Source organism: Pseudomonas sp. MM227 (assembly GCF_947090715.1).
Lineage (GTDB): Bacteria > Pseudomonadota > Gammaproteobacteria > Pseudomonadales > Pseudomonadaceae > Aquipseudomonas > Aquipseudomonas baltica.
This window is the reverse complement of sequence record NZ_OX352319.1, coordinates 1,253,431-1,272,977: the sequence shown is the minus strand read 5'-3', so window position 1 is coordinate 1,272,977 and position 19,547 is coordinate 1,253,431. Positions and strand designations below refer to the sequence as shown.

Annotated in this window: 27 protein-coding genes; 19 read left to right on the top strand and 8 right to left on the bottom strand. The window is 58.4% G+C overall.

Translation table 11 applies throughout. The features are described 5' to 3' along the window. Window positions 1–2 precede the first annotated feature (2 nt). From ONG87_RS05755 to ONG87_RS05735, 5 genes are all read right to left on the bottom strand, one after another. Complete coding sequence (locus ONG87_RS05755; RefSeq protein WP_264382390.1) at window positions 3–131, bottom strand: hypothetical protein; 129 nt, start codon at window positions 129–131, stop codon at window positions 3–5. Next, window positions 128–817 (bottom strand): replication protein P, encoded by a 690-nt coding sequence (locus tag ONG87_RS05750; RefSeq protein WP_264382828.1) that lies wholly within the window; start codon window positions 815–817, stop codon window positions 128–130. The genes ONG87_RS05755 and ONG87_RS05750 overlap by 4 nt, the downstream gene beginning before the upstream one ends. Window positions 818–891: 74 nt before the next feature. Beyond that, window positions 892–1,662 carry a DnaT-like ssDNA-binding domain-containing protein gene (locus ONG87_RS05745; RefSeq protein WP_264382389.1) on the bottom strand — a complete coding sequence of 257 codons (771 nt, stop codon included), beginning with the start codon at window positions 1,660–1,662 and terminating at the stop codon, window positions 892–894. After that, window positions 1,659–2,408, bottom strand: coding sequence for a phage antirepressor KilAC domain-containing protein (locus ONG87_RS05740; RefSeq protein WP_264382388.1), 750 nt, complete (start codon window positions 2,406–2,408; stop codon window positions 1,659–1,661). Before ONG87_RS05740 ends, ONG87_RS05745 begins: the two co-directional genes overlap by 4 nt. 140 nt (window positions 2,409–2,548) lie before the next feature. Next, window positions 2,549–2,764 carry a helix-turn-helix transcriptional regulator gene (locus ONG87_RS05735; RefSeq protein ID WP_264382387.1) on the bottom strand — a complete coding sequence of 72 codons (216 nt, stop codon included), beginning with the start codon at window positions 2,762–2,764 and terminating at the stop codon, window positions 2,549–2,551. A 68-nt stretch (window positions 2,765–2,832) separates the two neighbouring features. On the opposite strand from ONG87_RS05735, the gene ONG87_RS05730 reads away from it, so the two are divergent. The 12 genes from ONG87_RS05730 to ONG87_RS05685 all read left to right on the top strand — a co-directional run bounded on the left by ONG87_RS05730 (window position 2,833) and on the right by ONG87_RS05685 (window position 9,100). Then, window positions 2,833–3,510 (top strand): LexA family transcriptional regulator, encoded by a 678-nt coding sequence (locus ONG87_RS05730; protein ID WP_264382386.1) that lies wholly within the window; start codon window positions 2,833–2,835, stop codon window positions 3,508–3,510. A gap of 47 nt (window positions 3,511–3,557) precedes the next feature. Further along, on the top strand, window positions 3,558–3,788 hold the full coding sequence (locus tag ONG87_RS21130) for a DUF4124 domain-containing protein (protein ID WP_367400459.1): 231 nt from the start codon (window positions 3,558–3,560) through the stop codon (window positions 3,786–3,788). Continuing rightward, window positions 3,770–4,102 (top strand): outer membrane protein assembly factor BamE, encoded by a 333-nt coding sequence (gene bamE, locus ONG87_RS05725; RefSeq protein ID WP_264382385.1) that lies wholly within the window; start codon window positions 3,770–3,772, stop codon window positions 4,100–4,102. Before ONG87_RS21130 ends, bamE begins: the two co-directional genes overlap by 19 nt. 197 nt (window positions 4,103–4,299) lie before the next feature. Then, entirely contained in the window at window positions 4,300–4,506 is a 207-nt protein-coding gene (locus ONG87_RS21125; RefSeq protein ID WP_367400474.1) for a DUF1654 domain-containing protein, read from the top strand. Window positions 4,507–5,218: 712 nt separating this feature from the next. Beyond that, window positions 5,219–5,602, top strand: coding sequence for a helix-turn-helix domain-containing protein (locus tag ONG87_RS05720; protein WP_264382384.1), 384 nt, complete (start codon window positions 5,219–5,221; stop codon window positions 5,600–5,602). Between the two features lie 153 nt (window positions 5,603–5,755). Continuing rightward, complete coding sequence (locus ONG87_RS05715) at window positions 5,756–5,998, top strand: hypothetical protein (RefSeq protein WP_264382383.1); 243 nt, start codon at window positions 5,756–5,758, stop codon at window positions 5,996–5,998. Between the two features lie 750 nt (window positions 5,999–6,748). Next, a complete protein-coding gene (locus ONG87_RS05710) occupies window positions 6,749–7,027 on the top strand; it encodes a hypothetical protein (protein ID WP_264382382.1) in 279 nt (92 codons plus the stop codon). Further along, window positions 7,024–7,338 carry a hypothetical protein gene (locus tag ONG87_RS05705; protein WP_264382381.1) on the top strand — a complete coding sequence of 105 codons (315 nt, stop codon included), beginning with the start codon at window positions 7,024–7,026 and terminating at the stop codon, window positions 7,336–7,338. The genes ONG87_RS05710 and ONG87_RS05705 overlap by 4 nt, the downstream gene beginning before the upstream one ends. 72 nt (window positions 7,339–7,410) lie before the next feature. Continuing rightward, window positions 7,411–7,614, top strand: coding sequence for a hypothetical protein (locus tag ONG87_RS05700; RefSeq protein WP_264382380.1), 204 nt, complete (start codon window positions 7,411–7,413; stop codon window positions 7,612–7,614). A gap of 23 nt (window positions 7,615–7,637) precedes the next feature. Further along, window positions 7,638–7,985, top strand: coding sequence for a hypothetical protein (locus ONG87_RS05695; protein WP_122715706.1), 348 nt, complete (start codon window positions 7,638–7,640; stop codon window positions 7,983–7,985). A gap of 29 nt (window positions 7,986–8,014) precedes the next feature. Next, the gene (locus tag ONG87_RS05690; RefSeq protein WP_264382379.1) at window positions 8,015–8,830 is read left to right on the top strand and encodes a YfdQ family protein; all 816 of its coding nucleotides are present in this window, start codon (window positions 8,015–8,017) and stop codon (window positions 8,828–8,830) included. A gap of 54 nt (window positions 8,831–8,884) precedes the next feature. Then, window positions 8,885–9,100 carry a LexA family transcriptional regulator gene (locus ONG87_RS05685; RefSeq protein ID WP_264382378.1) on the top strand — a complete coding sequence of 72 codons (216 nt, stop codon included), beginning with the start codon at window positions 8,885–8,887 and terminating at the stop codon, window positions 9,098–9,100. Between the two features lie 119 nt (window positions 9,101–9,219). On the opposite strand, the gene ONG87_RS05680 is transcribed toward ONG87_RS05685, so the two are convergent. The 3 genes from ONG87_RS05680 to ONG87_RS05670 all read right to left on the bottom strand — a co-directional run bounded on the left by ONG87_RS05680 (window position 9,220) and on the right by ONG87_RS05670 (window position 11,678). Then, entirely contained in the window at window positions 9,220–9,981 is a 762-nt protein-coding gene (locus ONG87_RS05680) for a hypothetical protein (RefSeq protein WP_264382377.1), read from the bottom strand. Window positions 9,982–10,260: 279 nt separating this feature from the next. Continuing rightward, window positions 10,261–11,151, bottom strand: a complete 891-nt coding sequence (locus ONG87_RS05675; protein WP_264382376.1) for a hypothetical protein — start codon at window positions 11,149–11,151, stop codon at window positions 10,261–10,263. Window positions 11,152–11,414: 263 nt separating this feature from the next. Then, window positions 11,415–11,678 (bottom strand): hypothetical protein, encoded by a 264-nt coding sequence (locus tag ONG87_RS05670; RefSeq protein ID WP_264382375.1) that lies wholly within the window; start codon window positions 11,676–11,678, stop codon window positions 11,415–11,417. 47 nt (window positions 11,679–11,725) lie between these two features. On the opposite strand from ONG87_RS05670, the gene ONG87_RS05665 reads away from it, so the two are divergent. From ONG87_RS05665 to ONG87_RS05635, 7 genes are all read left to right on the top strand, one after another. After that, window positions 11,726–12,061, top strand: coding sequence for a DUF4406 domain-containing protein (locus ONG87_RS05665; protein WP_367400458.1), 336 nt, complete (start codon window positions 11,726–11,728; stop codon window positions 12,059–12,061). A gap of 156 nt (window positions 12,062–12,217) precedes the next feature. After that, window positions 12,218–12,676, top strand: coding sequence for a hypothetical protein (locus tag ONG87_RS05660; RefSeq protein ID WP_264382374.1), 459 nt, complete (start codon window positions 12,218–12,220; stop codon window positions 12,674–12,676). A 158-nt stretch (window positions 12,677–12,834) separates the two neighbouring features. Beyond that, complete coding sequence (locus ONG87_RS05655) at window positions 12,835–13,164, top strand: hypothetical protein (protein WP_264382373.1); 330 nt, start codon at window positions 12,835–12,837, stop codon at window positions 13,162–13,164. Window positions 13,165–13,419: 255 nt separating this feature from the next. Then, a complete protein-coding gene (locus ONG87_RS05650; RefSeq protein ID WP_264382372.1) occupies window positions 13,420–14,604 on the top strand; it encodes a site-specific integrase in 1,185 nt (394 codons plus the stop codon). Between the two features lie 36 nt (window positions 14,605–14,640). Then, window positions 14,641–16,413, top strand: coding sequence for an N-acetylglutaminylglutamine amidotransferase (locus tag ONG87_RS05645; protein WP_264382371.1), 1,773 nt, complete (start codon window positions 14,641–14,643; stop codon window positions 16,411–16,413). A 3-nt stretch (window positions 16,414–16,416) separates the two neighbouring features. Next, window positions 16,417–18,159, top strand: coding sequence for an N-acetylglutaminylglutamine synthetase (ngg, locus tag ONG87_RS05640; RefSeq protein WP_264382370.1), 1,743 nt, complete (start codon window positions 16,417–16,419; stop codon window positions 18,157–18,159). Between the two features lie 107 nt (window positions 18,160–18,266). Further along, on the top strand, window positions 18,267–19,457 hold the full coding sequence (locus ONG87_RS05635; protein ID WP_122479267.1) for an osmoprotectant NAGGN system M42 family peptidase: 1,191 nt from the start codon (window positions 18,267–18,269) through the stop codon (window positions 19,455–19,457). The last annotated feature ends 90 nt before the right edge of the window (window positions 19,458–19,547 follow it).

The window sequence follows — 19,547 nt, the reverse complement described above, 5'->3', positions numbered from 1 at the left end:
CATCAGTACACCTCGGCCAACGGCCAAATCGAACGAGCCGTGGCCAAGGCCTCGGCGTAATCCATGGGTTCTCCGCCCATGCGGAACGGGCTGTAGCCAGGGACGACTACCTGCCAGCTGCGCTTGGTCATGAAGAAGCCCTCTTCCCAAATTTCGCCATCAGCAGCGCGCGCGCCGAGGCGCCGTCTGCTGGTATGCCTTGCTGAATGATTCGCTCCCGGGTCTGCCGATCGGCTTGCTCATTGGCGCGCTCCAGTTCGGACTTCTGGCTGTCGTGCCCGATGCCGATCGCGATGTCATCAAGCGGGAGCCCAGCCATCAGCTGACGGATGGTGATGTCGTAGGCGCGGTCGAAAATCTTGCTGGCCTTCTCCGAGATTTGGTCGCCCAGGTTGTGCATCTCGCATTGCAGTGCGGCATGGCGCACTGCTGGGTGCGACCAGGTGCGGGAGCTGGCTCGACTCGGGTGGGCGTTTTCCAGCGCCTCGCGGAACGCCTTGTCGTATGCAGGGATACCCAGCATCTCCGGCGTCGGTTGGCACATGGCCACGAATTCACCCACGCTCGGCACGAAAGGCCTGCACAGTGCACGGCAGCGCTCAACGCCGAACCTGATCTGCTCGAGCGTGTTGATACCGGCAACGATGAATGCCTTGATCCAGCTGCGCTTCGCAGTGGCCAAGGCATCGTCATCCGGCCAGGCCTGTTTGAAGGCTGGGAAGATGGCCTGCAATTCCTTGAACAGAGCGTTCACGACGCCGACGGTGCCGGGCGCTAACTGCTTGGGAGCATGCGCAGAAACGGGGATCCTGCTCATCTTGGCGGTCAGTTGGGTACGATCTTGGACGTCGCCGATCAGCGCCTTGAAGCTTTGGGTGGGCTTTGGCTTGGTCATAGAACCCCCAAGTCATCAGCCCAGCTGGTGTCGTTGAAGTCCGGGGCCGAACTCTTCTCGGCAGCCTGCCGCTTGATCCACTTGGCCAGCCGGTGATGCCAGCCGCCGTCGGTATCGCGGATATCAGGCTTGGCGATGTGGAAGCCCATGAACGAACCGAAGGTCTCATCGGTGAGCTCCGTGGCGATGCCCATGATCTTGAGTTGGGCAGACAGCGCTCCCGTTCGTGGTGACCATTCGGGGTCCATCGAGAAGCGCTGGCGAGCTTCTCCAGATCCATCCAGCGCTGCAACGGCGGCCATGTCCTGCTCAGCGATGACATCCGCAAACTCGTGCGACTGCTGCTGTTCGGTTAATTGATGGTTAAGTGATGTATTGGGTGCAATGGCTGCACCCCGTTCTGTCGTAGGTTGCACCCCGTTCTGTTGCTGGCTGCACCCCGGTACCACTTCACGGGGTGCATCTACTGCACCCCGCTTGAGCATCAAGTCGTACACCACTGGGCGGCGGTCATGGCGATCGATGTACACGGCGGCCAGGGCCTGATTGCCGCGAACTATGAGGCCCCGACCTTCCAGCAGGTCCAGCTTCGAACGCACGGTGCGCTCGGACAGGCCAGTGTCTTCGGTCAGGGTCTTGGCCGATGGGAAAGCACCACGGCCGTCGGCGGCGGCATAGTTGGCCAGGCACAGCAGCACATGGCGCGCGCTCGAGTCTTTACCCAGGTCGCGGCGGGACAGTGCCCAGGACATTGCTTGAACACTCACGATGCAGCTCCAATCTTTTCTGCGAGCACGACGAGACCGCGGCGGGTAACCATCACCTGCTCTACCGTCTTCAGCTCTTCGGATTCGTTGTTGGGGATACGGACCAGCTTGTGCTCAAGCAGGCCAGCAGAAAGGCGAGGCTGGAAGGCCGACCAGTTGGCGAAGCTTGTGCGACGATAGATCCAGCGATTGGCGGCCATCCAGGCGAAAAGCTTCAAAGGGCCCATGCCCAAGTGCTTAGCGGCCTCGGTGATGCAGATCGAGCCGCGAGTGCCGGCAAGCTGCTCCAGTGCGGCCACCTTGGGCGCTTGCTGCTCAATCACCAGGTGCAGGTGCTGGTTCTCGCGCGCCTGGTCGGCGGCGACTTGTAGTGCTTCGGCGAAGTTGGTCGGCAGTCGTGGATGCTGGCCCTGCTCTTCCAGTTCCTGCCAGCGGTCGACGAGATGCGCGGTGAACTCGGGGCTGAGCTGGGCGACGATCACATAGGTGTCACGCTTTTTGATCAGGTAGACCTTGATCGAGCGGGGACGGCCCAGGCTGTCTGGCTCCTGTTCATCCCCCACTGGGGGTTGGACAATTGTGCCGCGCGCGATCAGGCGGTCTATCGACTGTTTGACCTTGTCGTGTCGCGAGCCTAGAAGCTCAGCAATCTCGCGCGAAGACATGACATGGCGCGTCATGGTTTGGTTTTGCACCATCAATGACGAATCATCGCGGGTATTGCGGGGGGTGATCTGGGTGTGCATAATCGGTCCCACGTTTTGTTGTTGAAGAAGCCGCCCTGCCAGGCGGTTTTTTTTCGTCTGCTGTTTCTAGTACTGGATGAAACGACAGCTATTTCATTCCACTGCTGCCGCGGCGCCAGCAGGTACAGAATTGGTACCAGTCAGGCCACTGCCTTCGATGGAGGAAAAACCTCATCGAGGGTTACCCTTGCACCGCGTTGGTTTAGCGCTGCAACGATCCGGCGGCATTCATCGAGCCCTGGCTTGCGGCGATCATTTTCGTAATGGGCAATTGCGCCCTGCGTGAGGCCGACAGCTTCAGCCAAGGCAGACTGCGTCATGTCAACCTGCTCGCGAATCGTCTTCATGTTGGACATATGGAGTCTCCGTGCGTGTCCGGGGATATTACATTCAGTAATTATGGCAGGCAAGGAACTATTACGCTATGTCACTTGAAGCCCTAAATACAGAGCGTAATGATGCGCGCATGAAAACTTGGTATGAGCTGGCGAAGGCCAGGATGAAAGAACTCAAAGTCACACAAGAGGCTTTGGCTGAGCGCGTGGGCGTAACTCAGGGCGCGATTGCACATTGGCTGGGTGGTCGGCGTGAACCCCCTTTGGACATGATTCAGAAAGTGCTCAAGGAGTTGGACCTTCCAAGGATGAACGTTGGCGCCGCCCCGGAACCCAGCAACGTGGCCGCCACGATTCAGCCGAAAATGTCTTTCAGATACCCGGTCATAAGCTGGGTATCAGCAGGGGCTTGGGCAGAAGCCATTGAACCGTTCCCACCTGGATTTTCCGACAGGTACGAGATTTCGGATTACGACTCGAAGGGCGCCGCGTTCTGGCTTGATGTGAAGGGAGATTCGATGACCGCACCTACGGGAACGAGTGTGCCTGAAGGAATGATGATCCTGGTCGATACAGAGGCTGACGTGAAGCCTGGTAAACTGGTTATTGCCAAGCTGCCGTCGAGCAACGAAGCTACTTTCAAGAAGCTGGTCGAGGATGGCGGGATCCGCTATCTCAAACCCCTTAACCCAGCCTATAAGATGGTTGAGTGCGGCGAAGATTGTCGAATCATCGGCGTAGCAGTTCGAGTCATGGGGAAGCTGTAACCGCTTCTCTCGCCACAGAATAGGAACAACGTCATGGACGATTTTGCATGAAGTCACTGCCCTATCTATCCGGATCATTGCTTGCGCTACTGTGCGCTATCACAGCTACCGCTGCCAGCGGGCAGACGGTGTTCAAGTGCGTGGACGCTGCAGGGAAAATCACATTTACGGCTAACGCGAATTGCCCATCGCACCACGCGCTGGATGACGTTGTGTCCGCGCGCAACCCTACGATCAGCCGGGGGGAGAAGAAACGACCATGGCGCGCCCCAAGGTGAGGCTGGAGACGGCAGACACCTACCGAACAACATCTGCAGTGCCGCGTTCAGATTCAAAAGGCGCAGCCACGCCATCAGGCTGCTCTACTGGGCTGGGTGATCAGGATTTACGCAAAGCCAAAGTGCAAGGCGTTGTTCAGCCAGGAATGACAAGAGCGCAGGTAGAAAGTATCTACGGAAACGCTACAGACAAGCGATCTGCTGGCGCCGGGAGCACAACCTACTGGAGCGATCATTACAAGCAAGCGTTTAACGTCAATTTCGATCGTAACGGTTGCGTTCGCTCGACCAACGCTTCGGGCTACAAGCCTTAGAGCCTCCAAACCTTGTATAAGACAGCCCGCCAAGCGCGGGCTTTTTTACGCCCGCTCCACAGCGGAAGGAGAATTTGTACTGCTTTCCCTTGCCTTTGGTCCACAGGAAATTTACTGTATATCCATACAGCAAACCAAGGAGGTACCCAGTGGCAAAGACGAAACGTGCGACAACCACCCCGTCCAGTTACAGCGCTATGTGCACGCGAATTACTCGGCTCATCAACTCTCCCGCAGCGCAAAAGTCTCGAGAGCTCACCATCTCGATTGCCGAGGGCGAAAATGCGGAGGACTGGGCGAAGTTCCGTAGCGACATTGCTGAGCAGGAGGGCGTGAGCATCACGGAGAGCAGTGATTCCGTCGTCCGAATTGCCTGGGTAGCACCTACCGAAACAGACGCATGACCCTTTTTCAGATATTTATTACACGGCGTATTGACCATGATAATTACATGCTGTAATTTTCTCACATCGCCGACGTACAGGCGACGGCCTACGGGCCGACCGCTCTTTAACAGTCAACGCTAAAACACAACAGACCGCATTGCCTCTACCGGCGACCGGCGATTAGACAGCCCCGAAAGGCTGCCCACGACAGGGACGACCCTGTACGGCTGATCGAGAGCGAAAGGCTCAAACCGTTAAGCCCAGTTGGCACGAAAGACCCGGCAAGCAATGCGCCCCGCGAATCCCAGCGGCAGAAGGGAGACACATCGATTCGAATTAGCGCCCCGAGCTTCGGCATTGAGGGGCGCCGGACCTCATGCACCCTGCCCCACTTCCCCGGGCAAACGAGCTGCAGCGTGCATGTTGTATAGACCTGCGATCCACGGCGAACAGATGCTGATTGACGCCGCGGGGAGGAAGCTCACGGCCCAAACCAACGACTACTCACGACCTGCAATCAGCGGCGGGCACGGAGCGGCGCCAGTGCCGAGGACTGGATGACAGCCGGAAGAGACGGCCCGATCACCTTGCAAAAGGCTGCATCGGAATGTCGGCGCCCCGTGAAAAAAGCTGATCCAGGCCAACTGTTTGTATGCGAACGGGCGGACGTAGTAGGCATCTTGGTCAGGCCCGACATTCCAATGCAGCCCCACACCACCGAGGATTCAACATGGATTCGACGATCATTACCGGCAATTGGAAGGGCCACCTCGGTATGGGGCTGGCAACTCGCGAACTGCAGTGCGTGCTGTCTACGGCGCAAGGCATGACAGCAAAAGAAATTGCGAAACTCTTGGGTATAGCGCCAGGCACGGTGGTTAAGAGGTTGAGCAACGCTATGTACAAGCTGGGTGTGCACCGGCAGACGGCTTTGGTTTCAGAGGCAATTAAACGGCGGATAATATCGCCGATGTGCATCGTCCTAGCGGCGCTGATTGCTATTCACAGTGCCATTGACGACCAGTCAATACGCCGTGACCGTCGGGCTCCGGAACGCCGTACCGCCGAGCTGCGCATCAGCCGTCGCGTCGAGGGCTACGCATATGCGATCTAAGAAAATGTTTCGCATCCCCGCAGCAGCCAAGATTGACACCTCTCGCGCCATTCTGGTGGCAGATCTCGGCAACCGAACTTTGCGGCTCATTACCACTGCTTCGCTGGTAGCCGTACACCTTGCCTCTCTTGTAATCAAAGCTGGGAGCGCAAAATGACAGCACTTCGCTTATCCGCAGACCATCCCTGCGAGATGACACCGATTATGAAGGTGGCCGCTGAATACATTCGCGGCTTAGGCCATAGCGCCAGGCTCGACACCTTTCTGGACCATTACGGCCCCATTGGGCACAGGCTCTGGGGATACCTGCACCGTGATGGCTTCGTTTGTATGGAAGGCGAGCGGGTGCGGATCACTGAGAAGGCCGAAGCCGTCTTGGACGAACTGATTTTTTGACGGGTAGGAGTCGACCTACCTGATATTCCCGCTAATCAGGATCAGGTTGACCATCACTTCTGCGCATTCGTCGAGTGCGCAGCGGGATGCGGACGATTCTGCACCGCGCAACGCGGCCCCCTGCATCACCCCTACCCCCAAACCTTACGACCGCATCGGCGGGTGCCAGGCTGGCTATTCACGCCCAGCTTGGTCCCTGTTGCCTGGCATCCGACCAATGCGGTTGCACAACCGAGGACGCCATCATGGCCAGACGAATAGAACGCCAGCCCGGCCGACGATTGGGAGAAACCTGGCCTCTATCTGCGGTTCAAGACTGCTTTCAATTGGCTCACAACCATCTTGCAACTGCCAGAAGATTTCGAGCACTAGGTGACCGCAAGTATGCGGATCAAAGCTTGGAGTCGGCGGCTCACGCCCACGACCACGCTCGCCAATTGCTTCGCAGCCTTCGGACACAACCACGGCGCACCTGATCGCCGCGTGGCAGAGGCCCGGGTGATTCGCAAGGCCGAGTCGTTCGAGTACAGCGCTTGAGAGGTGCCGCTGCCTATCCACAGCGGCGTACGGATGGAGGGCTGACCCATGAAGCCATAAACCAGCGCCCGCCCAGGGCAGCACGCACCGCTCTCGTAGGGTGGTACCACTTGAGCGCAAAGCCCGGCATGTCCGGGCTTTTCTTTGGCCGTCGATATGAGCCAGCACCCTGCACCAGGGTCCTGACCAATGCCTTCAGACAAGGAGAAAGACATGCACCCACGTATCCAGGCGCGCAACGAAGGCCTTCAGGCCCTGCGAGCTCGCATGACCATCGCCACCGAGCAGATGTACGCCATGATCGGGCAGGAGGCACCTGTGCAGAAGATCCGCTACCAGGTGGTCACCAAGGGCGAGAAGGCCTACCACATTGTTGAGCTGGCCACCGGCCGCGTGCGGGGCTTCCGCTTCGCCTACAAAGCCGCGGTGAACTTCGCCCAGGAACTGGAAGCGCGTGCCGACGCCAAGGCGGCCACGGCAGGTGTGCAGTGATCGGGCCGCAGCAGGATCCTCGGCAGCTCAGCATCGAGCGCCTGTCGAGCCAGATCGACCAGTTCTTCGCTGCCGGCAAGGCGATTGAGGTCGTGCCCATCGGTGTTTCAGGCGAGCGTATCGGTGGCCAGACCATGGCCAATCACCACGCCAAGCTGCGCACCGAGCGAGACAAGCACGCGCCTACCCTGCGCTACCTGGCCGATCAGGGTTACAGCGTGAAGGAAGCCGCAGAAGCCATGGGCACCTGCGAAAAGCGGATCCGGCTGATGGCCAGTGAGAACGGTATTGCGATCGGGCATCGGCTTTGAAGCGAACGATCAACCGCCGCGTTCACCAGCGTCGCCGTCTGGCTTGGCTAGATATACCCGCGAGCGAACTCTATGCAAAAGATCACTCGAAACCACACAAACCATCGCTGCGGCGCCAGCCACCAGCGGGCAAAGCTCACTACTGAACAAGTATCCGCCATGCGCGCCGAGTATGAAGAGGGCGTTGGCGGCTACGAATACCTGGCGGCCAAGTATGGGTGCGGCGTTTCCACTGCTCGCGACATCGTGAAGTACCGCACCCGCTGGGCTAGCTGAACTACATCGCCTGGAGATACGTAATGCCTACACCCACGGATACCGCCGAGTTCCTCGAAGAATTGAACGGCGGCGCTTTCGCCAGCCAGATCGGCCACGCCCTGTCCGAAGTCGCCTCGGGCGTCGTCGACCACGGCAAGGCCGGGAAACTGGTCATCACCCTGGACTTCAGCCAGATCGGCGAATCCCACCAGGTGAAGATCAAGCACAAGCTGGACTACAAGGTGCCCACCAAGCGGGGCACGCGCAGTGAGAACACCAGCTTGGATACGCCGATGCACGTTGGCTCCGGCGGGCGCATCAGCCTCTTCCAAGAGAAGCACGACCAGTTGTTCAGTCGTGAAGACGCCCCGATCAAACCCCGCACCTGATCTCGAACCCCACCACCAGGAATAGAAGAATGTCCCTGACCAAAGATGCAATCCAGCAGATTACCGAGACCGCACTTTCGGCCGCCGGAAAGATGCTGCCCACCAACACGCCTGTCGCGCTGATACCAGACGCCGTGAGCGTAGCCGACCTTGAGCGCTACATGGCCGGACGTAGCCGCTTCCGCGGCACCTTCTCTACCCATTCGCTGGCTGACTTCGTTGGCCATGTGATCAAGCGCAACATGCCCGGCGCCAAGGGCTTTATCGACCAGGACGAGATGTCCTGCTCTCTTTTCTTCAACATCGGTGACGAGATCAGCCCGGGCCACGCTGATGACCGTGCCTTGCTCAAGCTGAAGCCATCTGCAGGCTACAAGGCCGCTCAGTTGGTCAACGGCAAAGCGATGACCCAGAAGGATATGAGCGACTGGATCGAGGACTGGCACCAGTACCTGACCCCGGTCGACGAGAACGAAACTGCCATCGCGATCGCCAAGGCTATCGCCGCGGTGCGCACCATCACGGTGAAGGCCACCAGCGAATCGGAAACAACGGTCGGGGATACCAGCGCCAGCCGCAGCGCCATGGACCAGATCGAGGCGCGCAGCAAGGAAATCTTGCCGGTGGCACTGCTGTTCAATGTCATCCCGTTCGAGGGCCTGACTGAGCAGCAGATCAAATTCCGCCTCTCGGTCATCACCAGCGGCCAACAGCCGGTGCTGAAGTTGCGCTGGATCGGTGAAGAGGTCCAGCGCGAGGACATCGCCCAGGAATTCAAAGCGGTCCTCGAGGACAAGATTGGCGAAGCGGCGAGCCTTGCACTGGGCTCGTTCGATCCACGTTAAAAATGCGCGGGCCTGTAGCGGGCCCGCCCACCCTGCAATCGAAGGAGGCAATCAATGCCAGCCAGCAAGAAGCCCAGTGAAGTTCAACTCGAAACCCTCAAACACATCAAAGAGTATATCGAGACTCACCAGTACTCCCCTACCATTGCCGAACTTGCTGCTACTGCAGGCGTCACGCCGAACTGCGTCGCCGAGCGCCTTGGTGCACTGGTGAAGCTGAAGCTTATTACAAAGACGCCGGGGGTTGCTCGAAGCATCCGCCCAGTCTAGATTGCCGAACGCGCGTAGCACGCCCGCAGGCAGTGTTGAGACGCCTTCGTCTGAAGAAAATCGTTGATCTCTGCGTTTATCATCTGAATAAAAATCACCTGCGGACGATACGCTTTTTTCTAGTCAGCCATAAAAAATCTAAACAGATAGAAGGCTGCTATCAAAGCGAGTCCGATGGGCATTGCTACCTCAACGAGAACCAACCGCAGATTTTGCGACTTCAGAAGCATCTTAAAGCGGTTGTCGAAGCGTTGGAGTGATTCAGGTACTCGAGCATCTGTTAGAACCGCCTCTACGGAAGCTAGACAATTCCTTGCCTGTTCGAGCGTGTCCCTCATCCCTTGGATGGATGTACTTACTGTCCCCGCGGTAGTCATATCTAATGCCTGCAGCCGATCAGTATGCTTACTAAAGTTTTGTATAGAGTTGTCTACGCGATACAATAACTCGTTGTATGAGACCATAGATGTTGACTGCTGAAGCCACCAAGTGTACAGGGTAGACTGCCTAGGATCATCAGGATAGTCAGCACCTAATTTCCCATATTTACCACCGGTCACGAACGCCAGCCTGGTACCTGTGATGCGCAATGCCCACTCCGAGTACAACTCATAGCAATACCACAAATAATGAATCAGGTTATATGCCAGAAGCACCCAAAGGCCGACCATTATCTTATAAGATGTTAACCCTGTAAGCTTTATACCAAACACCGAAACCTCCGAACCTGGCTGAACATCGCCTACTATTAGCGCTATCACCACGACAGAGACTAGTAGCAAATTGCGGCGCAGCTTCGATGCCGTTTCGGATATGTCGAAACCTACAGGCGACCCTAGCACCTTTGCAATTTCATCATTGGACTTCGCTTGCTTACTCATTTTTTCTCATCTTCGGAATTGATAGTTTCTAATACCGCAACCTATAATTTTCGCATTCGCCGGAATACGCCTATACGGGTCCTGCAATGGGGACTGGCATGAACAAATCCTAAGTGCCAGCCCGGAAAAATTTACAATACACTACTATGGAATATAGATATCCATAGGTGAGCACTCGCCTAATTCACTCTCATGTCTGTCTTTAAGAAAGTATCTTTAGACAAACTTACCATCATTTTAATATATGCAAGGCGCAACCGGCATCAGGAAAAATCTACCTCAAGAGCCTTTCGGCTTGGAAAATGCCTTGCTGCCAAACATATCAAAGTCATACTGAAATGCCTCGAAAGTTTTCGACGCCATAAATCGCTCCGGATTATCCAAGATAGATTGTGTTATTTTATCTTTCTGCATTTTATCCATACCCGAATAAGTCTCCTCGATACTTCTAACCTTATCAAAAAGGTATCCGGCAAAGCCAGTCGGCCAGAAATAAGCCCGCGGAGACAATCGACCTTCAGCTAGGGCTACGCGACTTGACCTCATACGGCTTGATTCTTCGTGCCCTGTGAGGCCCAGAAGCATAAAGCCTGGAAGCTTGGTATAAACCATTGAGTTCTTGTCTGTCTCGAGAAGATCCATTTGCATAGTCCTCAAGAGATACCTGTTTAAGTTTGGTGGGGCACCGGCAAAACTAGTTTCGGAAATCCCTTCCAGCGGGTAAAGATGCTGTTCATATTTACCTAAATTTGTACTTTTGCCCAACAGATATGACGACAACGCCCGCTCAGCCTCATCAAGAGTCTGAGAAACCCGATCAGATCGAACTACATTCTGACTCCTCACATATGTCATCGTTCTCCACGACAGCGATGCACAAAACTTAGAGAGCCAACTTCCATACCTTGCCTCGGACTCCCCTTTACTGACAAAAGGATAGAATATCTTATTTGCAAACTCACGTTCCCAACCAGAAAAAAGCTGTTCACAACTTTCGCAAAGCCAGTAATCCTTGATAATGTCTTGAGCGCGCTTATTTATCTTGTTATTCGATCGAATATAGCCTGTCGCGGATGTCTCTTTTACCCACTTACCTACAAATTTCGGTATGAAGTGACTAAGTTTGATATCCGCATCACTTTTACACAGTTTACAAGTCCCAGCTGGCATTTTCACTCCTTATCCTGGCTTTGTGCCAGATGCACTACAAATACCTCATTTCAACGTAGGTCGCCACCTGAAAAGGCTGCCTATGCCTACTCATCAAAATAAACAGCCACGGGGCCTCAAAACCCAATACAGCCTTCGCTTTGATCCGCCAGACGACGAGATCGTAGCGTATTTCTCGTGCAGTGATATCTCGCTAATGGCGGCACCGGCCTGGGCGAAAGATCCTTGACAAGGAGCCGTACAAGTGAGTCCAGTCGCTCGGCCTAGTTGGCCCGAGCAGCTAGCACTTTCGAGAGAATCCGCTTCTGGGTTTCCAAGTCATCAGGATCAGGAACCACGACCAGCAAGTAGTTGGTCTGAGTGACCTTTGATTCGACATTAGGTGATACGAACTGCGCTATTCGTGGCGTTTGGTACACAGCAATACCGGCCTGATCTGAAGGCGACTGTACAAGCAATACTTCGTGAAACAGCTTGGTGTCCAGATTCTCCAAATCCACTTCGCTCACCACTTTCTTCTCACTCATTTCAAGCCTCCATTCCAAAAATCTGAGATTAGACGACGGACGATTCTATGCCTACAGAAAGCTCATTCGCACGTATTTACGTGTGCGGACCTATGACGGGCCTACCAGAATTCAACTACCCCGCCTTCGCCGCTGAGACGGCCCGGCTGCGCGCTCTGGGCTATGAGGTCGTCAGCCCTGCCGAGATCAATCCCAACGGCGGAACATGGCAAGAGTGCATGAGGCGCGATATCGCACAGCTGATGACCTGCGACTTGCTGGTATGGCTTCCTGGTTGGAGCAACTCTAGGGGAGCCCGAATAGAAACCAAGCTCGCTGGTGAGCTGGGTATCAGGGTCGCCACCGCCAGAAGCATCACAGAGCGCGGCGCGGTAGCAGCATGACCGCCCTGCGCCGCACCACCACACCCAGCGCCATGCCCACGCCCTGCCTCGAACTCAATGGGGTGTGCGACGAATGCGGCCAATACCGCGCCCGCGGAAACCACCGCTCCTGCTCCAAGAAGCGCCAGCAGCGGTATGCACAAGCGAGGAAGGGAAATGCGTAAGTTGATCTCAACGGTGAAAAGACTGCGGCGGGAGGCCATAGCTGACGATCCGCGCCCGGGCTTATGGGTTCATGCTGGCGACTACAACGCCCTCGCCGCGCAGCGCGATGAAGGGTGGGCGCGGGAGGCGGAGTTACAGAAGGATGTGGCCCGAATGACCAGCGCCTATCAGGCAGAACGGGCGCGACGCACCGAAGGCCGCGCGCGGAATGACGCCCTCCAGCAGCGCCTGGCCGAAGCGAAGGCACTGATGCAAGAGTCGCTGCCAGCATTGGAACAGGGCGCCACGGCTTTCAAGTCCATCAGGCCCGTGCGCGCGAAAGTGCGCGATTACCTTGCCAGCCCCAGCTGCGCTCAGTGTCGAGGGAGCAGAAAGATCCTGATAAGCACCGTATGCGGTTTCACGCACAAGACCTGCACCAGCTGCGCGGATGGGGAGCAGCAATCGTGACCGCCCTGATCGTCCTCCTTGTCCTGGCGATGTGGTTCGCCTTCGGCTGCATCATCGCAAGCCCCCTCGGCCGCTTCATCAAAAGCGCCGACGTCATCGCCAAGTAACCCCTTCCCCTTCAATTCAAAGTCAGCCGCTGTAGCGGTGAGGACGAAGTCATGCCTGAAGAAAATGCACGGGTACAACCGGCGCCTGTGACCCGCGATGAGAACGGATTTTTCCAGCACTCTGATTTGCCCGACTTTGATGAGGGCGATGGCGAGCGCTGTAAAGCCTGGATCGCCGAGCAGGGCCTGCAGGTGGAAATGGTCAGCCTGGAATACCACAGCGACGAAGCGATATCTGAACGCTACTTCGAAGCAGGTGACCCCGACTGCAGCTATTGGGAGCCAGACAGGCCTGATGGAGAGGGCTGGTTCTGCCTGGCCATCCACGATACCGATGACGGCCCGGTGTGCTGGTGGGCTCGCCGTGTGGTGACGCCATGACCGACATGATCGAGGTACAGAACAGCGCACCGGCCGGCGCCGCCGACTTAAAACGTCAGGAGGATTGAAGATGGCAGCAATACAGAACCTGGCGGAAGACACGGGTCACGACAAGGTGACCGAACAGAAGATGGCGGAGCTCATCGGCACCACGGCCAAGGCTCTGCAGCGCAAGCGCGAGAGGAACGTCATTCCCGAAGGGGTTTGGACGAAAATTGATGGACGAATCATTTACAGCAAACGGAGATACGACGAATGGGTAGAAAGCCTGTGGACCTCCCAACAGGGGTTGAGCTTGTCGGGCAATCCATCCGAATTCGCTTCTCTTGGAACAAAAAGCGGTGCTGCGAGACGCTCGCCTTCCCTCAGACCCCGAAAGGGATCGCTGCCGCAGCGGGCCTTCGTGCTCAAGTAAAACAGCTGGACAAGCTCGGCGCACTTACCCCACAGAAGTACGCCGAGCTGTTTCCATCGTCTCGCAACTTTTCCGCGCAGGCCGCGCCCATCTTTTTCGATTACGCCCAGGACTGGTTGGACAGCCTGCAGATCGTAGACACCACCCGGAAAAACTACCGGTCGACCCTACAGAACTACTGGGTCCCCTACCTGGCTGACCGGCCACTGGATGCGATCACGCCATCGCTGATGCGCAAAATCGTCAACGACATCACCTGGACCTCTCCTGTGCGGCGAAAGGATGCGGTGAGGCTTGTGAAGACGATTTTCACCCAGGCAGTTCGTGACGAGCTGATAACCAGGAACCCTGCTCTGTCCATCCCGCCCAGTCGGGTACCCAAGCGCGAGCTCGATCCCTTCACGCGCGCAGAGGCTGACCTGATCATCACCAAACTGTACGAAATCACCAGCGGACTGCAGCAGATCTATGCAGTGTTTTTCGAGTTCTCTTTCTACACCGGGATGCGGCCGGGAGAGGCGCTGGCACTGCGCTGGAGCGAGATTGACAAGCGCAAGCGAACGGCCCGTGTGTGCCGCATTCGCATTCACGGAAAGATCCAGGAGCGGACCAAGACGAAGATCATTCGGGAGGTTCTGTTGAACGATCGGGCAATGAAGGCACTCGAAAAAGCCAGATCATTGACCGAGGCGCGTTCTGATTACGTGTTCGCGCCAGAAGGATCGGGGGATAGAAGTGAGCTCTTCGTCCGATCTGAAACAGGTCCAAAACGCTATTGGCTCAGCGTGCTGCGGAAACTAGGGATTCGGCGCCGCAGAATGTACGACACGCGACACACGTACGCGACGATGTGCCTGATGGCCGGCATGAACCCGGCTTTCATTGCTTCGCAGCTTGGGCACAGCGTGCAGGTGCTGCTTTCGACATACGCCAAGTGGATCAGCTCGCCGAGCGACTGGGCAGAGCTTGAGAAGCTGGACAGATTCGAAAGTGGTACGGATTTGGTACGTGCACAAAGCCAATAGCGACAAACGCGCCGGAATACCTAGGGTTTAAGCAACATGTGCGGATTAGCTGGTGAGTTGCGCTTCGACTTTCAACCTGCGGACCTTGCGGCCGTGGAATGCATTACCCATGAACTGGCCCCACGCGGGCCGGACGCCTGGGGTTTTCAGGCGCAAGGGCCGATTGCCCTGGGCCATCGCCGCCTGAAGATCATGGACCTGTCGGACGGCTCCGCGCAGCCGATGACCGACGCCCAGCTGGGCCTGAGCCTGGCGTTCAACGGTGCCATCTACAACTTTCCCGAATTGCGTAGCGAGCTGGAAGCGCTGGGCTACAGCTTCTATTCGGGCGGCGACACCGAGGTGTTGCTCAAGGGCTATCATGCCTGGGGCGAAAAACTGCTGCCCAAGCTCAACGGCATGTTCGCCTTTGCCATCTGGGAGCGCGACACGCAACGTCTGTTCATTGCCCGCGACCGTCTGGGCGTCAAGCCGTTGTACCTGTCGCGCACCGACAAGCGCCTGCGCTTCGCTTCGGCCCTGCCGGCGTTGCTCAAGGGTGGCGACATCAGCCCGATTCTCGACCCGGTGGCGTTGAACCACTACCTGAACTTCCACGCCGTAGTGCCTGCGCCACGGACGTTGATCGCGGGCATCGAAAAACTGCCGCCAGCGACGTGGATGCGCATCGATGCCAACGGCAAGACCGAACAGCAAACGTGGTGGACCTTGCCCTATGGGCCCCATGCCGACGAAGCCAACCTGACCCTGGAAGACTGGCGCGACCGTGTGCTGGAAAGCACCCGCGAAGCGGTTGCCATTCGCCAGCGGGCCGCCGTGGATGTGGGCGTGCTGCTGTCCGGCGGCGTCGATTCGAGCATGCTGGTAGGTCTGTTGCGCGAAGTGGGCGTGAAGGATCTGTCGACCTTCTCCATCGGCTTTCAAGATGCCGGCGGCGAACGTGGCGACGAGTTCCAGTATTCCGACCTGATCGCCAAACACTACGGTACTCAGCACCACCAGCTGCGCATCGAGGAGCGAGAGATCATCGAGCAGCTGCCCGCCGCATTCCGCGCGATGAGCGAGCCGATGGTCAGCCACGACTGCATCGCCTTCTACCTGCTCTCGCGGGAAGTTGCCAAGCATTGCAAGGTCGTACAGAGCGGCCAGGGCGCCGACGAACTGTTCGCAGGCTACCACTGGTACCCACAAGTGGACGGCGCCAGCGATCCGTACCAGGCCTATCGCGATGCGTTCTTCGACCGCAGCTACGACGACTACGCGGCAACCGTGGCACCCAAATGGCTGACCGCCAACGATGCTGCCGGTGACTTCGTGCGCGAGCACTTCGCCATGCCCGACGCCGATGCAGCGGTGGACAAGGCCTTGCGCCTGGACAGCACAGTGATGCTGGTCGACGACCCGGTCAAACGCGTCGACAACATGACCATGGCCTGGGGCCTGGAAGCGCGCACGCCGTTCCTGGACTATCGACTGGTCGAACTTTCCGCTCGGGTTCCGGGCAAGTTCAAGCTGCCCGATGGTGGCAAGCAGGTGCTCAAGGAAGCGGCGCGGCTGGTGATTCCGAGCGAAGTCATCGACCGCAAGAAAGGCTATTTCCCGGTGCCTGGCCTCAAGCATCTCGAAGGCGACACACTCAACTGGGTGCGCGACCTGCTGTTGGACCCCAGCCAGGACCGCGGCCTGTTCAACCCGACCATGCTCGACCGTCTGCTGACCGATCCGCAAGGCCAGCTCACGCCGCTGCGCGGCTCCAAGCTGTGGCAGCTGGCGGCGTTGAACCTGTGGCTCAGCGAACAAGGACTCTGATTGATGAAAGCTCATGCCACGGCATTCAACCAGCGCTTGCAGCGCGGCCAGTCGCCGTCCTACGAGCGCTTGCAGGCGCGGCTGGCCGAAGAAGGCCATAGCGACGACCTGCAACAACGACCGTTGCACTGCGGCTGGGGCCGCGTGCTGATCGGGCATACCTACCCCGACGCGGACGCCCTGGCTGCCGAGCTGCTCAACGAACAACCGGGTGAGCGGGACATCGCTCTGTACGTTGCCGCGCCGCAGCAGGTGTTGGCCAAGGCGCCTCAACAACTGTTCCTCGATCCGTCCGATACCCTGCGCCTGTGGTTCAGCGATTATCGACCCGCGCAGCGGGTGTTTCGTGGGTTCCGTATTCGTCGGGCGCAGAGCGATGGCGATTGGCAGGCCATCAACCAGCTTTATCTCAAGCGCAAGATGCTGCCCATCGACCAGAGCCTGCTGACCCCACGACATCAGGGCGGGCCGGTGTACTGGCTGGCCGAAGATGAAGACACCGGGCATGTGATCGGCAGTGTCATGGGCCTCAACCATGCCAAAGCCTTTCGAGATCCGGAAAAAGGCAGCAGCCTGTGGTGCCTGGCCGTCGACCCACGTTGCACACGCCCAGGTGTGGGCGAAGTGCTGGTGCGGCATCTGGTCGAGCACTTCATGAGCCGCGGCCTGGCCTACCTCGATCTGTCGGTGATGCACGACAACCGCCTGGCCAAGAACCTCTACGCCAAGCTGGGCTTTCGCAACCTGCCCACCTTCGCCATCAAGCGCAAGAACGGCATCAACCAGAAACTGTTCCTGGGCCCCGGTCCGCAGGCCGATTTCAATCCCTACGCGCGGATCATCGTCGACGAGGCGTTTCGCAGGGGCATCGATGTGCAGGTGGACGACGCCGAGGCTGGTCTGTTCACGCTGGCGCACGGTGGCCGGCGCATCCGTTGCCGCGAATCATTGTGCGACCTGACCAGCTCGGTGAGCATGACCCTGTGCCAGGACAAGAGCCTGACCCACAAGGTGCTCCGGGCCGCTGGCCTGAGCTTGCCGGCGCAGCAGCTGGCGGGCAGTGCCGACGACAACCAGGACTTCCTCGACGAACATGGCCGGGTGGTGGTCAAGCCGCTCGACGGTGAGCAAGGCAACGGTGTGGCCGTGGACCTGAGCACACTTGACGAGGTGCAGCAGGCCATCGAGCATGCTCGCCAGTTCGATAGCCGGGTCCTGCTTGAAAGCTTCCATGAAGGGGTTGACCTGCGCATCGTGGTCATCGGCTACGAAGTGGTTGCGGCAGCCATCCGCCGGCCGGCGCAGATCATTGGAGACGGGCACACCGACATTGGCACGCTGATCGATGTGCAGAGCCGCCGTCGCCAGGCGGCCACTGGCGGCGAGAGCCGGATTCCGCTGGACCAGGAAACCCTGCGCACCGTGCAGGCCGCCGGTTTCGATATGCACAGCATTCTGCCCAGCGGCCAGACGCTGACAGTGCGCAGAGCGGCCAACCTGCACACTGGCGGGCATCTGGAGGACGTCACGCAGATTCTCCACCCGGTACTGGCCGACGCAGCGGTACGTGCCGCTCGCGCGCTGGACATCCCGGTGGTGGGTCTGGACCTGTTGGTTCCGGCCGCCGACCAGCCGGAGTACGTGTTCATCGAAGCCAACGAGCGCGTGGGCCTGGCCAACCACGAACCGCAACCGACGGCAGAGCGTTTCGTCGATCTGCTGTTCCCGCACAGCGGCCCCAGGTAAAAGCCCGCATGGAGCCTGCCGGGGTGACCTGCGCAGGCTCCGCGCTGAAACGCTACCGGGATCGTGACGAAGCGGTCCCCATAACCCTATCCACCTCAGGAGTTTCCATGACAGCCAAAATTCCCGAACCGGATATCCAGTACTTGCAGAAAGTGCTGCTGGAAATGCTCGCCATTCCCAGCCCTACCGGGTTCACCGATACCATCGTGCGCTACGTCGCCGAACGTCTCGAAGAGCTGGGCATTCCCTTTGAAATGACACGCCGCGGTACCATTCGCGCGACTCTCAAGGGCAAGCAGAATTCACCGGACCGCGCTGTGTCTGCGCATCTGGATACCATTGGCGCCAGCGTACGGGCGGTGCAGGACAACGGTCGCCTGTCACTGGCGCCGGTGGGCTGCTGGTCGAGCCGCTTTGCCGAAGGCAGCCGTGTGAGCGTTTTCACCGACAGCGGCGTGATCCGCGGCAGCGTGCTGCCCCTGATGGCCTCCGGGCATGCGTTCAACACCGCCGTCGACCAGATGCCGGTGACCTGGGACCATGTCGAGTTGCGCCTGGATGCCTACTGCGCGACGCGTGCCGACTGCGAATCGCTGGGGGTGAACATCGGCGACTATGTGGCGTTCGATCCACTGCCCGAGTTCACCGACAGCGGCCACATCAGTGCCCGCCATCTGGACGACAAGGCAGGTGTTGCCGCGCTGCTGGCATCGCTCAAGGCCATCGTCGAGAGCGACTACGAGCCTCTGATCGATTGCCATCCATTGTTCACCATCACCGAGGAAACCGGCTCTGGCGCAGCGGCGGCTCTGCCGTGGGACGTCAGTGAGTTCGTCGGCATCGACATCGCACCTGTCGCACCCGGCCAGCATTCGAGCGAGCACGCCGTGAGCGTGGCCATGATGGACTCCGGTGGCCCCTACGACTATCACCTGTCGCGGCATCTGTTGCGGCTCGCCGACGAGAACGAACTGCCGGTGCGGCGCGACCTGTTTCGCTATTACTTCAGCGACGCTCATTCGGCCGTCACGGCGGGCCACGATATTCGCACCGCGCTGCTGGCGTTCGGCTGCGACGCAACCCATGGCTATGAACGCACGCACATCGACAGCCTCAGCGCGCTGAGCCGCATTCTTACCGCCTACATGCTGAGCCCACCGGTGTTCGCCAGCGATGCGAAGCCGAACAACGGCTCGCTCGAGCGTTTCAGTCATCAGTTGGAGCATGACGCGCAGATGGAATCGGACACCCGCGTACCTGCGGTCGAAGACGTGCTGGGGCAGAAATCCAGCCATTGATCGGCCCGATCCAACCGGACCACCGCCGCCCTGCCCCTTGCCGCTGCCTGGCTTGGGGCCTCGGGCAGGCGCGGCACTGTTACAATGCCG

Excerpts from the sequence above, each read along its gene's own strand:
- ONG87_RS05710 (WP_264382382.1), top strand. The coding sequence starts at position 6,749 with ATGCACCCACGTATCCAGGCGCGCAACGAAGGCCTTCAGGCCCTGCGA.
- ONG87_RS05715 (WP_264382383.1), top strand. The coding sequence starts at position 5,756 with ATGACAGCACTTCGCTTATCCGCAGACCATCCCTGCGAGATGACACCG.
- ONG87_RS05700 (WP_264382380.1), top strand. The coding sequence starts at position 7,411 with ATGCAAAAGATCACTCGAAACCACACAAACCATCGCTGCGGCGCCAGC.
- ONG87_RS05670 (WP_264382375.1), bottom strand. The coding sequence starts at position 11,678 with ATGAGTGAGAAGAAAGTGGTGAGCGAAGTGGATTTGGAGAATCTGGAC.
- ONG87_RS05650 (WP_264382372.1), top strand. The coding sequence starts at position 13,420 with ATGGGTAGAAAGCCTGTGGACCTCCCAACAGGGGTTGAGCTTGTCGGG.
- ONG87_RS05665 (WP_367400458.1), top strand. The coding sequence starts at position 11,726 with ATGCCTACAGAAAGCTCATTCGCACGTATTTACGTGTGCGGACCTATG.
- ONG87_RS05660 (WP_264382374.1), top strand. The coding sequence starts at position 12,218 with ATGCGTAAGTTGATCTCAACGGTGAAAAGACTGCGGCGGGAGGCCATA.
- ONG87_RS05690 (WP_264382379.1), top strand. The coding sequence starts at position 8,015 with ATGTCCCTGACCAAAGATGCAATCCAGCAGATTACCGAGACCGCACTT.
- ONG87_RS05720 (WP_264382384.1), top strand. The coding sequence starts at position 5,219 with ATGGATTCGACGATCATTACCGGCAATTGGAAGGGCCACCTCGGTATG.
- ONG87_RS05680 (WP_264382377.1), bottom strand. The coding sequence starts at position 9,981 with ATGAGTAAGCAAGCGAAGTCCAATGATGAAATTGCAAAGGTGCTAGGG.
- ONG87_RS05750 (WP_264382828.1), bottom strand. The coding sequence starts at position 817 with ATGAGCAGGATCCCCGTTTCTGCGCATGCTCCCAAGCAGTTAGCGCCC.
- ngg (WP_264382370.1), top strand. The coding sequence starts at position 16,417 with ATGAAAGCTCATGCCACGGCATTCAACCAGCGCTTGCAGCGCGGCCAG.
- ONG87_RS21125 (WP_367400474.1), top strand. The coding sequence starts at position 4,300 with ATGTGCACGCGAATTACTCGGCTCATCAACTCTCCCGCAGCGCAAAAG.
- ONG87_RS21130 (WP_367400459.1), top strand. The coding sequence starts at position 3,558 with ATGAAGTCACTGCCCTATCTATCCGGATCATTGCTTGCGCTACTGTGC.
- ONG87_RS05645 (WP_264382371.1), top strand. The coding sequence starts at position 14,641 with ATGTGCGGATTAGCTGGTGAGTTGCGCTTCGACTTTCAACCTGCGGAC.
- ONG87_RS05635 (WP_122479267.1), top strand. The coding sequence starts at position 18,267 with ATGACAGCCAAAATTCCCGAACCGGATATCCAGTACTTGCAGAAAGTG.
- ONG87_RS05685 (WP_264382378.1), top strand. The coding sequence starts at position 8,885 with ATGCCAGCCAGCAAGAAGCCCAGTGAAGTTCAACTCGAAACCCTCAAA.
- ONG87_RS05675 (WP_264382376.1), bottom strand. The coding sequence starts at position 11,151 with ATGCCAGCTGGGACTTGTAAACTGTGTAAAAGTGATGCGGATATCAAA.
- ONG87_RS05740 (WP_264382388.1), bottom strand. The coding sequence starts at position 2,408 with ATGCACACCCAGATCACCCCCCGCAATACCCGCGATGATTCGTCATTG.
- ONG87_RS05735 (WP_264382387.1), bottom strand. The coding sequence starts at position 2,764 with ATGTCCAACATGAAGACGATTCGCGAGCAGGTTGACATGACGCAGTCT.
- ONG87_RS05755 (WP_264382390.1), bottom strand. The coding sequence starts at position 131 with ATGACCAAGCGCAGCTGGCAGGTAGTCGTCCCTGGCTACAGCCCGTTC.
- ONG87_RS05695 (WP_122715706.1), top strand. The coding sequence starts at position 7,638 with ATGCCTACACCCACGGATACCGCCGAGTTCCTCGAAGAATTGAACGGC.
- ONG87_RS05655 (WP_264382373.1), top strand. The coding sequence starts at position 12,835 with ATGCCTGAAGAAAATGCACGGGTACAACCGGCGCCTGTGACCCGCGAT.
- bamE (WP_264382385.1), top strand. The coding sequence starts at position 3,770 with ATGGCGCGCCCCAAGGTGAGGCTGGAGACGGCAGACACCTACCGAACA.
- ONG87_RS05730 (WP_264382386.1), top strand. The coding sequence starts at position 2,833 with ATGTCACTTGAAGCCCTAAATACAGAGCGTAATGATGCGCGCATGAAA.